We start from the raw sequence: 12,251 nt of genomic DNA, 5'->3' as shown, positions 1-12,251 counted from the left end.
GCTCCACGCATTTCCCGAAGGTCGCTCCTCCAGGGCTCCGTCCTCGCAGTCGTCGGCGCATCAAAGCACACCCCTCGCCTTACCTCAGCGCACGAACCTCCAAAACGTACAGACATCGTGATCGACTGCCATGCTCACCTCCACCATCACAGCCAGGACGACTGGGAACGGCGGGATCGCAATCTGATCGAGGTTGCCGACCGGCTCGGAATTGATCAGCTTTGTTGCTCGATGCTCACTCCCCGGCGCCCGGCGACTCCCGAAGGTTTCCGACAGTGCAATGCCTGGGTAGCCGAGGCCATCAACCGCTTTCCCGATCGTGTGCTGGGATACTCCTACGTCAATCCTGGCCATCAGGCCGAGGCGATCGATGAGATCCGCCGATGCGTCGAGGACCGCGGCTTTATCGGTGTGAAACTGTACAACGAACATCGCTGCACCGATCCTGTCGTGGTCCCGATCATTGAGCTGGCCATCGAGCTTCGTGTCCCGATCCTTCACCACGCCGGACACATGCACTACGTCCCTCCGGAGCAACCCCTCATCTCCGATGGCGGCCACCTGGCCGAGCTCGCCCGACGCTATCCTGAAGCCATGCTCATTTGCGCTCATGTCTGTGGTGGTGGCGACTGGGAATGGACCATCAAGTCCCTGCGACACGCCCCGAACGTCATGCTCGACCTCAGTGGGAGCGTGATTGACGACGGCGTTGTCGAGATGGCGGCGGAGGTCCTCGGTGTCGATCGGCTGCTCTTTGGCTGCGACATGTCGATGACCGCCGGGGTCGGCCGCATCCGGGCAGCCCATCTCGACGACGAGGCCAAGACTCGAATCCTTGGAACGAACATGCGATCACTTCTGCAACGGCGAGCCTCATGATCATCGATGTCAACGCCTATCTCGGCCCCTTTGCGTTCCGACACCTCCGGTATCAGGCGGCCGACCAACTGCTCACGCTCATGGACTCCCGAGGGATCGACCGCGCCATCGTCTCCAGTGCCGCCGCCATCACCTACCGGAACCCCCACCCGGCCAACACCGACCTCGCCGCCGAGGTCGCCCACCACCCCGATCGTTTCATCCCGTTCGCGGTGATCAACCCCGCCTATGCCGGCTGGGCCGACGACCTCGCCTCCTGCATCGACCTGGGCTTCCGCGGCCTTCGCCTCTATCCCAAGTGGCACAATTATGAACTCATGTCAGGTCTTTGTCTCGACCTCATCGATCGGGCTACCGATCGTGGCATGATCATTTCCATCCCGATGCGTGTCGAAGACCCTCGCCAACGGAGCTGGCTCGTCGACGTTCCCAACGTGCCTCTGACCGAACTGGCTGACCTCGTGGCCGCCCGGCCGAAGGCCCGGTTCCACTTCGTCAACGGCCGAGGCTTTACCGGCTCGGTTCTCGGGCAGCCAGAGAACGGCCTGCCCGCGAACTATCGGATCGAAATTTCGCTGCTCAACGTCCACCTGAACGACGAGGTCGAAACCCTCATCGCCAACCTCGGCCCCGATCGCCTCCTCTTCGGGACCGGCATGCCCTTCCAGTACCCCGATCCCGCCCTGGCCAAGATCGAGGTCCTTGCCCCCGACGACGTTCTGAAAGCCCAGCTCCTTTATCAAAACGCCGCCGAGTGGCTCGATCCTCCCATCTCTTGAGCCGGTCGATCTTCTCAGGCTCCTGCCCCGTCCCGTCAGAGGGTCAACCGAATCTCGCCGGCGGACTGCTCCACGCGATAGGTCTCAATCGGAGAGTGAGCGGGCCCCACCTTGACCGATCCGTCCCTGACCGAAAACTGCGAGCCGTGCCAGGGGCATGTCACCACACCGCAGGTCATCAGCCCCCCGGCGAGCGAACCTCCTTTGTGAGGGCATCGGTCGTCGAAGACAGCATAGCCCGCCTCGGTTCTTCCCAGCACCAGGCGCTTGCCATCGGGAAGGCGGATCAGCTTCATCTGATCGACCTCAAGCTCGTCGGACTTCGCCACCGTGACCGGCTCGCCGGGTTTCGCGTCCACGGCGATCTCGGACCATCGACCCGCGTTTGCATACCGGTGGTCGACTCCAATCTGGTTCTGGAATGAGAGCGTTCCGCCCAGCCAACCTCCCCACATCACCAGCCCGACGGCAATCCCCTCCAGGCCCACGACCAGCCAACCTGGCTGCCAGTCGTTCAGATCACGGAAGAACCACGATGCCGCCACAACCGCCAACGTCCCCACATTGATCATCATGTGATTCGTTGCCCGTTTCTTCCCCGAGCTGCGTGGAGGCACCGCGTACAGGTAGTCGATGAATCCAAACACTCCGGCCAGCGGACCTGTGATTAGCGCCCCGAGGTTCAGGAATCCTCCCGTCGTCCACCAGGCTGCTCCACCCCCGAGCCGACCAACAAGATCAAAGACGAACGCTCCCATAATGAATGCGATCGGAAACGGGATGAGCATGGGATGAATCGGGTGTGTCTTGAAATGGGCTCGACTGCGCATCGGGTGTTCCTCGGATCGTGTGGAGGGAGAACACCTCGTGCAGTCAAGGTTCCTCCCGTTCGAAATTCGAGTCATCTTGCGTCCGATCGGCTCCGTGCCGATCGCCGACACCGAGACTCGTCCGAGATGAGACAGCAACTCACTTGCCAAGCGTGAACGCCGAACCATCCCTCGTGCGATCTGTCCTGAGAGCGGTTATCATCAGGTCTTCCACGATTGAGGCAATCCACCGAGATCACTTCCTGAGGTGCAGGAGTCGCCGCCATGTCCTTCCCCAGCGACGACGAGAGAGCCCGATTGCTGCTCGGTCGAGTCGTGTCCCGGCGCGGGTTTCTCGGCAACGCGTTCAGCGGGCTGGCGGGCATCGGCCTTGCGGGTCTGCTCGCGGAGGATCTCTCGGCGCGATCGAATGATGCCGATCGTTCTGCTCGTTGGATTCCGGGTCAGGGCATGACCCACTTCCCGGCGAAGGCAAAACGCATCCTTCAGGTCTTCTGTCCGGGGGGCGTCTCCCACCTCGACCTCTGGGAACACAAGCCCGAGCTCGAACGCCGCCACGGCAATCCCTTACCCGGCGAGGAAGATTTCCTCTCGTTCCAGGGCAAGAACGGCAACCTGATGCGCAGCCCCTGGCCGTTCGTCCCTCGGGGCGAGAGCGGCAAGATGATCTCATCCATGCTGCCGCACCTGGCGAAACACGTCGACGATATCGCATTCGTCCACTCGATGACCTCGAAGACGAACACCCACGGCCCCGGCTGCGTCTTCATGAACACCGGACACGACACCGAGGGCTTCCCCGCCACCGGGGCCTGGCTCAGCTATGCACTCGGTCGAGAGAACGAGGACCTGCCCGCCTATGTCGCCCTGCCCGACGTGCGCGGCGAGCCCCCCAACGGCAAGGCGAACTGGTCGAACGGCTTTCTCCCGGCGCGACATCAGGCGATCGTCCTGGCCGATCACCAGCCGATCCGAAACCTCGAACGTCCCGACGACATCTCCCTCGAAACCGAGGCCGACACGCTCGATTTCCTCAACACGCTCAACACCCGACATGCCGACGCTCGCCCCGGCGATGAGGAACTCCGCGCCCGGATCGCCGCCTACGAGCTGGCCGGCCGGATGCAGGTTTCGGCCCCCGAAGTCACCGACCTCGGCTCCGAGCCCTCCTCGATCCATCGCCTCTATGGCACCGATGACCCGAACCCGCTCAAGGCCGCTTACGCCCGCAACTGCCTGCTCGCCCGCCGGATGCTCGAACGCGGCGTCCGATGCGTCAACCTCTACTGCGCCAGCCGTGCCTCAGGCGTCGACGGCCTCCTGAACTGGGACGCTCACCGCACCCTCAAACCTGACTACGAACGCCACGTTCCCATCTTCGACCAGCCGACCGCCGCCCTGCTCTCCGACCTGAAGGCCCGCGGCCTGCTCGATGAAACCCTCGTCCTCTGGACGACCGAGTTCGGCCGCATGCCCACCCATCAACAGGGTACGACCGGCCGCGACCACAACCCCGACGGCTTCACCTGCTGGATGATGGGCCCCGGCGTCCGCGGCGGCGCTTCGCACGGCGCCACCGACCCCTTCGGCCGCCGCGCCGAGGTTGATCCGGTCACCGTCTGGGATTATTACGCCACCGTCCTCCACCTGCTCGGCTTCGATCACACGAAACTCACCTATTACCACAACGGGCTCGACCGTCGGCTGACCGACGTTCACGGCCAGGTACTCCAGTCGATCCTCGCCTGAGTCGTGGCGGGCGAGTCGCTTCACCCACGGAGGATCGCCCCGTACAATGCTGAGTCATCCTGAACCACAGGGAGGGGAGCCGCATCATGCCCAGATCAAGGAATCGCCACATCCATCGAACCCGCAGCGTCCTGCTGATTTGCCTGACCTTCGCCTTCGCAGGTGGCGCCCGGTCGGACGAACCCGCCGACACGACCGATCCGTTCGCCCCAGCTCGGGCCCGCATGGTCGAGCGGCATCTTGATGGACGTGGGATCAAGGACGATCGCGTGCTCGACGCCTTCCGCACCGTCCCCCGGCACAAGTTCGTGCCCGAGGCATACCAGCGGCTCGCGTATGAAGATGAGTCGATCCCGATCGGTGAGGGGCAAACCATCACCGCCTCCTTCGACGTGGCCTTCATGACCGACGTATTGAAGCCGGTACCGACGGACATCGTCTACGAGGTCGGCACCGGATCGGGCTACCAGGCGGCGATCCTCGGCCAGCTCGTCGCCGAGGTCTACTCGGTCGAGATCCACGAGCCCTTGGCGACGCAGGCGGCCAAGGTCATCAAGGAACTCGGGTACGACAACATCCATACTCGCCACGGCGATGGATACCTCGGATGGCCCGAAGCAGCCCCGTTCGACAAGATCATCGTCACCTGTGCTCCAGAGTCGATCCCACCCCCTTTGGTGGAGCAACTCAAGGAAGGGGGACGCATTGTGATCCCGATCGGCTCGCGGTTTGATCAAAAGGTTTACGTCTTTGACAAGATCGACGGCAAGCTCGTGGGCGATGCGGTCCGACCGACCCTCTTTGTACCGATGACCGGCCGCGCCCAGCGAGAGGCTGCCGAACGTCGCGCACGAGGCGAAGCCCCGGAGCCGAACGTCCCGTGAGCCAGTTCATGATTTCTTTGCTTGAGAACGTCTCGGGTCGACGATTCCAGGGGATCGTCAGGTTCCTGGCCACGATGGTGATCGGCATGCCTGGAGCGTTGCTCGCCCAGGATGCCGAGACGCTGATTGTCCGTCCTGGTCCCCCTGCCCTGGATGACTTCGAGACGGACACCGACGGCGACGGCACCCCCGATGGGTGGTACAACCTGCGGGATGCGACCCTCGTTCCTGAAGGCGGCATCGTTGGCCCGACCTTGCTGCGATTTGAGGCCGATCAACCCTCCCAACCGGCCCGGATCAGCCGAGGGTTCGGGGTCGATGGTCGCCAGACCGACGCCCTGATCCTTGGCCTCTGGGTGCGACGGATCGGCGATCGCCTCTTGCCGGGCGAACGGATCGGCGAGGAACCGGCCCTCCTGATCGACCTGCTCGACGAGAACCTCCGATCGACCTCTCGGGGGCTTCTCGGTCCCTGGGATACCCTGCCCGAAGGTCGTTGGGTCCGCTGGGTCACTCGCGTTCCGGTCCCGACCGCCACGCGAGACGCCATCATGACCGTCGGCCTCCTGGGCGGGACCGGCACGCTTGAGATCGACGGCCTGACCATCGAGCAGGAACCCGTGGGGGGACAGGCGACCACCAACCTGATCGTCAACAGTGGCTTCGAACTCGGTGGCCTGACGCCCGATCACTGGATCGTCGAAGGAAACGCTCGCAGACTCCATCCGGGTCATGGTCCCGATGCGGCCATCGAACTCTCGAACACGGGCGACCTGGCCCTGGCGCCGATCGGGCTTCCCGTTCGAGGACTTGATGGTCTTGCCATCTCGATGAAGGCACGCGGCAATGGTTTGCGAGGGGCAGGAGGCGCACAGGCCGTGGTCTTCTTCCTCGGAGACGACGGACGCCCCCTTCCGGGAGCGGCCTCAAGTGCTCGGGCGGTTCGGTGGGCAGGGTCGTTCCCCTGGCGGGTCGATCGGTCGGTGATCCGGGTCCCGGCAGCCGCCTCGCGCGCGGTCCTTCAACTGGAAAAACTCGACCGTCGAGGAACCCTGCAGGTCGATGAGGTTGAGGTCGTTGGGGAAGGTGGCTTGCTGGTTGCTCGAACCTGGACCCCGTTCCATGTCGATGGCGGAGGAGATGCCTGGCCCCCCTACCCCGTGGCCGAGACGATCGAGCCCGGCTCGGCACTCGACTTCTCCAGCCTGCTCGACACTCCCGCGGGCACTCATGGTTTTGTCTCGGCAAAGGGAGGACAGCTCCAATTTGAGGACGGCACTCCGGCTCGGTTCTTCGGCGTCTCCCTGATGCCCCCCTTGCCCTTCACCTCACCCGATCAGATCGAGGCACTCGCCGATCGGCTGGCGCGATCCGGTGTCAACCTCGTCAATCTCTGCGACCTGGATGCCCCGTTTGGTCCCGGGGGCAGCCTGATTGATGATGCCGCCAACAACACCCGATCGCTCGACCCGCTCGCCCTGGCCGACTTCGATCGGTTCATCGCGGCGTTCAAGGAGCGCGGGATTTATGTGGCCCTCACCCTGCAAAGTCAGGCTCGCTTCCGAGCCGACGATCCCATTGTCGAAGGTCGTGCCCTTCCTCCGGGAGGCGGCCCCGCTGCCGCGTTCGACCCGACGCTCCGGGAACGAACACGACAACTGGCCGAGGCACTGCTGACCCGGGTCAATCCCGAGACCGGGCTGGCGCTGCGAGACGATCCGGTCCTTGCCTGGGTCACGCTCGCCGGGGAACTTTCGCTGTTCAACCTCATTGACGATCCCGACGCCCTTCCCCCCGCCCAGGCCGAGGCCCTCCGCGAACGGGCTCGGACCGATCGTCGCGCAGGGCGGCCGTTCTGGCAGGTGACCGAGGCGGCGCAGTGGTCGGGCCTGGCCGACGACCTCCGAGCGATCGGCCTTCGAGTGCCCATTGCCGGCTCCTCTCACTTCCGCCGAGAGCCTGAGTTTGCCGCGGCTCAGCGGGCCGAAGGCCTCACACTCATCGACGATCGATTGTTCTGGCAACCCCCTCGGTTCGCCGCACCCGAGCTCCGTTCGTTGATCCGACGCCCGACCGATGAACTCACGTCCCTGGCCAATGCCAAGAGTGCTCCCGATCGACCGTACGTGGTCGGCCAGTATGCCTCGTATACCGAAGGGGCCTGGGCCCTACCGTTTGAGGGTCCGGATCTCCTCCTGGTCAGCGCTCTGGCCAGGGCCGAAGGGTGGGATGCCCTGGTCCGCCGGGCAGTCAGTCGCCTGCCGGACCCCTGGGGAGCGGCGGCTTCGGGCACCGGGGGTGGTCAGGATGTCTTCGTCCTGCCCGGCGTTGTCAACGGAAACCCGCAAGTCTTTGGCCTGCTTCCCCACGCCTCGGCGCTGCTGCTCCGAAACACCGCCAGGGCCGACACCTCAGGGATGCCCGGAACCTGGGACCATCGCATAGGTCGCTTCACCATCGATGCTCCTCACACCATCGGCGTGGCCGGGCTGCTTCAGGGAGCCGCCGCCTCTCGCGACGGCCTCTCGATTCGATCCGAGGATGCCCTGGGAGCCGTCGTCGTCTCGACCGTCTTGGGCAAGCCGATCGCCGAGGCCGATCGGTTCCTCATCACCGCGGTGGCTCGCGTGCAACCGACCGGACTGACCTGGGTCGATCACTGGAAACGCGAGGTGGCTGATCCCGGGCGTCCCCCGCTCCGAGTCGAGCCGATTCGGGCCTCAATCACCTGGAATCGAGACGATCCGGTGACCCTCTTCGCCCTAGACAGCGCCGGGCGTCGCATCGGAGAAGTCAAGGGAGCCGCCACCAGCAACGGCCTTCGATTTGTGCTCGATCGCCGGGAGGGTTACCTTCACTGGGAGCTCGCCGTCGGTTCGCCCTGAGTGGGGCGAGGCAGTCGGGCTTCATGGAATGTGTGTTCGAAAGTGATGCTGATGTCTCGGATGCTCGTCACCGGCGCGGCCGGTTTCATCGGCTCGCATCTGGTCGACCGCTTGCTCGACGACGGGGTCGAGGTGATCGGGGTCGACAACTTCGATTCGTTCTACGATCCCCGTCTGAAGCGTCGCAATCTCGACCAGGCCCAGAGCCACCCTGGCTTTCGGCTGGTCGAACTGGACCTGCGCGATGCCGAGGCCGCCTCCCGGCTCGTCCGGGAGACGCACCCCGAGGTGATCTTCCACCTCGCCGCCCGGGCGGGGGTCCGGCCGAGCATCGAGCAACCCCTGCTCTATACGGAAGTCAACGTCTCCGCCACGACCACACTGCTGGAAGCCGCCCGACAGCTCGACCCCATGCCCCGGTTCGTCTTCGCGTCCAGCTCCAGCGTCTACGGAGATCGACCCGATGCGCCCTTCCATGAAGACGACCGCGTGGACACGCCCATCAGCCCCTACGCGGCGACCAAGAAAGCCTGTGAACTGATCGCCCACACCTTCCACCACCTCTACGACTTGCCCGTGACCGGGCTCCGATTCTTCACCGCCTACGGCCCCAGGAACCGCCCCGACCTGGCGATCTCCAAGTTTGCCCACCTCATCGAGCAAGATCGCCCCATCCCCATGTTCGGCGACGGCACGACCCGACGGGACTATACCTTCGTTGGCGACATTGTGGATGGAGTCATTCGAGCCGCCGACAAATGCAAAAAACACCACATCTACAATCTTGGTCACTCCGAGCCGATTGAGCTGCGTGAGATGATTGCGGCGCTTGGCCGCGCGCTCGGTAAGGAACCGATCATCGACCGACAACCCGAGCAACCGGGCGATGTGCGACAAACCTTCGCCGACATTTCCCGCGCTCGAACCGAACTGGGTTACGATCCCTCGACCCCTTTCGAGGTCGGGCTCGCCCAATTCGTTTCCTGGTTTCGGTCTGTTTGAAACCGGGTGCTTCCTGTGATTTACTCGTCGGCACATCCCAGGGCGAACAGGACTCCGTCCACGTCTGCGAGGTCTTCCAGGAAGGTCGATTCACCCACCCACACCCCTTTGGTGTGACGGTGGCCGATCGCAATGCTTCGAAGTCCCGCCGCTCGGGCCGAGGCCAGCCCTGCCGCCGAATCTTCGAGCACCACGGCCTCCTGACGGGCCACTCCCAACCGTTCCAGAGCCGTGCGGTAAGGCTCGGGGTCCGGCTTGGTCCGTGTCACGTCTTCCTTCGACACCACCGTGCTGAATGCACCGGCAATCCCACCTGATCGGAGCACGCTGTCGACATCCTCACGCCTTGCCGAGGTGACGACCGCCAGCACCACCTGATGTTCGAGCCGTCGCACCAGTTCGGCGACTCCGGGATAGAGGCGGGGTTCATCCCCCAGCATCGCCGCGGCCAGCTCCTGCTTGCGACCCACCCAACCCTCGATCGCGGCGTCTTCGATCTTCTTGGCCGTGAGAATCTCGGTCAAGAAGGCGCGGTCGTCGATCTCGGCGGCGCGGGAGCATTGCTCGGGAGTGACCTCCAGCCCCATCACGGCGAAGATCCGCTCCCAGGATGCCACATGAACATTCTCAGTGTCGGCGAGAACACCATCGAAATCGAAGAGGACAGCGCGGGGCCTTGGCATCAGACTCGCCTGCGGTCAATGAATCGGGCGGAGCGGGAAACGTCTGCGCGGAGATTCCCCGAACGGTCGCGGCCAGGGCGGTTTGATCGTCATCCTCACGCCTTGAGCCCGGTGATCGTCGTCAGGGGGTCACGTAGTTGAGCAGTTGAGCAAGTGTGCTCCGCAGGTCATGACGGTGAACGATTCGGTCGATGAACCCGTGCTCGAGCAGAAACTCGCTCCGCTGGAATCCTTCGGGAAGCTTCACCCGGACCGTCTGCTGAATGACCTTCGGGCCGGCAAAGCCGATCAGGGCCTTTGGCTCGGCGAGGATCACGTCCCCCAGGCTGGCGAAGCTGGCGGCTACGCCCCCCATCGTCGGGTGGGTCAGTACGCTGATGAAAAAGCCCCCGGCGGCATGATAACGTGCCAGGGCGGCAGAGGTCTTGGCCATCTGCATCAGGGAGAAAATTCCCTCGTGCATCCGAGCCCCGCCACCGGAGCCGGAGACGATGACCAGCGGGAGCTTCAGACGGGTGGCTTCCTCGATCGCCCGGGTGATCTTCTCCCCGACGACCGAGCCCATGCTGCCCATGATGAACCCGGAATCCGTGATCCCGAAGACGGTCCGGATCCCCTTGATGAATCCTTGACCCACCACGGCGGCCTCGGTCAGACCCGTTCGGCGCTGTTCGGCCTCGACTCGGGTCGGGTAGGGCCGACGGTCGTTGAAGCCCAGGGGGTCACCAGGGCGAAGGTTGGGGAACCATTCCTCGAAGGTGTCTGTGTCGAGCAGGTCGGCGATCCGATCGCGGGCCGATCGGGTGAAGTGGTGATTGCACTGGGGGCAGACGTGGCGGTTGCGCTCGACTTCCTTCCGGAAGAGGGTTGCCGAACAGCCGTCGCAGCGCATCCAGACCCCTTCGGGGACCTTCTTGCTGACGGCGGGCAAGGGGACGGCGTCGGTCGAAGAACTGCGGTTGGAGGCCATGGGCGGAGTCGCTCCGGTGGGGGCGACGGCCGGGCTGGGGCTCCGGACATCGGCATGAGGGGTGGTGAGTTGTTCCATCAATCTCGAGCTCGCGGGGAAGGGAAACGAAAGAAGTCGGGACCCTGTCGGAATCTTAAGGGTCGCCTCGACTTAGGGGGGTGATCGATCCTGTCGGCCCTCTGCGACGACTTCAATGCGTTCAAAATCGCCCGTCGGGACCGGTTCGAGCAAGAGGACATTCTCATCGCGTCTGAGGAAGCAGGAGACAAGCCGGGCGATCGGCTCGGCCACAACGAGACCGATGGCCTCGTCTCGGTGTTTGCGAAGGATCGGGCGAAGGGCCGTGGTGATTCGGGCCAGGGCGGTTTCCACGGGCTCTCCCTGAGGAGGGCAGACCGTTCGAGGGTCTTCCTGCCACTGGCGGAACAGTTTGAGATTGCGTCGGCGGATCTCGTCGATCTGCAAGCCTTGCCAGAGTCCCTGGTCGAGGTTCCGAAGCTCGTCGAGCCGACGGACCCGCAGGCCCAGGGCTCGTCCGACGGTCTCGGCGGTTCGCACCACGCTTTCTCCGGGGCCGCAATACAGCGCAGAGATGGCCACGCCGTTTCCCGCGAGCCGATCGGCCAGTTCGGCGACCTCGGCACGGCCTCGGTCGCTCAGCGGGACGTCGAGGATGCCCTGGACCCGGTTTTGCTCGTCGTAGACCGTGGCACCCGGTCGAATCAGAAGCACCTGTGTCATTCGAGTGACGGGTGAGCCGCCCCGCCCGGGACGCCCCCGCCTCGTTCGAGTCCACGACGAGCCGCCTCGGCCACCTCGCCCAGCGACGCCGCGTAATTGCCATCGGGTCGATAGGTGGCTGAACCGACGACCAGCTGAGTTGCGCCGGCGGCTGTCGCCCGGTCGGCCGTCGAGGCATTGATCCCGCCGTCGATGGCGATCCGCAGGCTCGGCCGAGCCTGGCGGATCGCCCGAACTTTTTCCAGGACATGATCCTGAAACGATTGGCCCCCGAAGCCGGGCATGACACTCATGACCAGCACCGAGTCGATCGCATCGAGATACGGCTCAACCGCCGTCCAGGGGGTCGGCGGGTTGATCACCAGTCCGGCCCGGCACCCTTGCTGCTGGATCTGCCGGAGCAAGTCGGCGGGAGATGGCACCGCCTCGGCATGAATCAGGAGGCTATCGGCCCCGGCCGCAACAAAGGCGTCGAGAAAATCGGCCGGATTGCTCATCATCAGGTGGACATCGAACGGAAGCGAGGTCACCTTACGCCAGTCGGCCACGACGGGAGGCCCGTAGCTGAGGTTTGGCACGAAATGCCCGTCCATCACGTCAAGGTGCAGCGCGACCACCCCGGCAGCCTCAAGGGCGGCGATCTCCTGGCCCACCCTGGCAAAATCGCAATCCAGAAGCGACGGCGTGATCACGGGCGCGGACGCGCGATCCCAGACTTGCAGTCGCTCAGTTCGATCGCTCGGCATCGGATCACCTCGGGTGACCTCGGGCCTCGGAGCAATGGCCTCATCGCTCCGCCCCAGTCCGATGACCGATCCCGCTTGCTCCCGTCCGAGAGCCGGGGATCGA

The 12,251-nt window shown here is 64.4% G+C and carries 11 protein-coding genes; 6 read left to right on the top strand and 5 right to left on the bottom strand.

Annotated elements, in window-relative coordinates; all coding sequences use genetic code 11:
• Nucleotides 1-117 precede the first annotated feature (117 nt).
• Nucleotides 118-879, top strand: coding sequence for an amidohydrolase family protein (locus GA615_RS09745; protein WP_235905278.1), 762 nt, complete (start codon nucleotides 118-120; stop codon nucleotides 877-879).
• Nucleotides 876-1,658, top strand: a complete 783-nt coding sequence (locus GA615_RS09740) for an amidohydrolase family protein (RefSeq protein WP_152051093.1) — start codon at nucleotides 876-878, stop codon at nucleotides 1,656-1,658. Before GA615_RS09745 ends, GA615_RS09740 begins: the two co-directional genes overlap by 4 nt.
• Nucleotides 1,659-1,693: 35 nt before the next feature.
• Here GA615_RS09740 and GA615_RS09735 read toward each other — a convergent pair whose 3' ends face one another.
• On the bottom strand, nucleotides 1,694-2,488 hold the full coding sequence (locus GA615_RS09735) for a DUF2231 domain-containing protein (RefSeq protein ID WP_161602255.1): 795 nt from the start codon (nucleotides 2,486-2,488) through the stop codon (nucleotides 1,694-1,696).
• A 264-nt stretch (nucleotides 2,489-2,752) separates the two neighbouring features.
• On the opposite strand from GA615_RS09735, the gene GA615_RS09730 reads away from it, so the two are divergent.
• From GA615_RS09730 to GA615_RS09715, 4 genes are all read left to right on the top strand, one after another.
• Nucleotides 2,753-4,237, top strand: coding sequence for a DUF1501 domain-containing protein (locus GA615_RS09730; RefSeq protein ID WP_152051091.1), 1,485 nt, complete (start codon nucleotides 2,753-2,755; stop codon nucleotides 4,235-4,237).
• A gap of 86 nt (nucleotides 4,238-4,323) precedes the next feature.
• Entirely contained in the window at nucleotides 4,324-5,121 is a 798-nt protein-coding gene (locus tag GA615_RS09725) for a protein-L-isoaspartate(D-aspartate) O-methyltransferase (RefSeq protein ID WP_152051090.1), read from the top strand.
• Between the two features lie 8 nt (nucleotides 5,122-5,129).
• Nucleotides 5,130-8,006, top strand: coding sequence for a hypothetical protein (locus tag GA615_RS09720; RefSeq protein WP_152051089.1), 2,877 nt, complete (start codon nucleotides 5,130-5,132; stop codon nucleotides 8,004-8,006).
• A gap of 51 nt (nucleotides 8,007-8,057) precedes the next feature.
• Nucleotides 8,058-9,008 carry a GDP-mannose 4,6-dehydratase gene (locus GA615_RS09715; RefSeq protein WP_152051088.1) on the top strand — a complete coding sequence of 317 codons (951 nt, stop codon included), beginning with the start codon at nucleotides 8,058-8,060 and terminating at the stop codon, nucleotides 9,006-9,008.
• 20 nt (nucleotides 9,009-9,028) lie between these two features.
• On the opposite strand, the gene GA615_RS09710 is transcribed toward GA615_RS09715, so the two are convergent.
• The 4 genes from GA615_RS09710 to rpe form a co-directional block, all read right to left on the bottom strand.
• Nucleotides 9,029-9,691 (bottom strand): HAD family hydrolase, encoded by a 663-nt coding sequence (locus tag GA615_RS09710; protein WP_152051087.1) that lies wholly within the window; start codon nucleotides 9,689-9,691, stop codon nucleotides 9,029-9,031.
• A 121-nt stretch (nucleotides 9,692-9,812) separates the two neighbouring features.
• A complete protein-coding gene (gene accD, locus GA615_RS09705) occupies nucleotides 9,813-10,739 on the bottom strand; it encodes an acetyl-CoA carboxylase, carboxyltransferase subunit beta (RefSeq protein ID WP_315851657.1) in 927 nt (308 codons plus the stop codon).
• 72 nt (nucleotides 10,740-10,811) lie between these two features.
• The gene (locus tag GA615_RS09700) at nucleotides 10,812-11,402 is read right to left on the bottom strand and encodes a histidine phosphatase family protein (RefSeq protein WP_152051086.1); all 591 of its coding nucleotides are present in this window, start codon (nucleotides 11,400-11,402) and stop codon (nucleotides 10,812-10,814) included.
• Nucleotides 11,399-12,148: a ribulose-phosphate 3-epimerase gene (rpe, locus tag GA615_RS09695; protein ID WP_152051085.1), complete on the bottom strand. Its 750-nt coding sequence runs from the start codon at nucleotides 12,146-12,148 to the stop codon at nucleotides 11,399-11,401. The genes GA615_RS09700 and rpe overlap by 4 nt, the downstream gene beginning before the upstream one ends.
• Nucleotides 12,149-12,251 lie beyond the last annotated feature (103 nt).

It is taken from the genome of Tautonia marina (assembly GCF_009177065.1).
Classification (GTDB): Bacteria; Planctomycetota; Planctomycetia; order Isosphaerales; family Isosphaeraceae; genus Tautonia; species Tautonia marina.
Note: the sequence above shows the minus strand (reverse complement) of the source record. Positions and strands in the feature narration are given on the sequence as shown.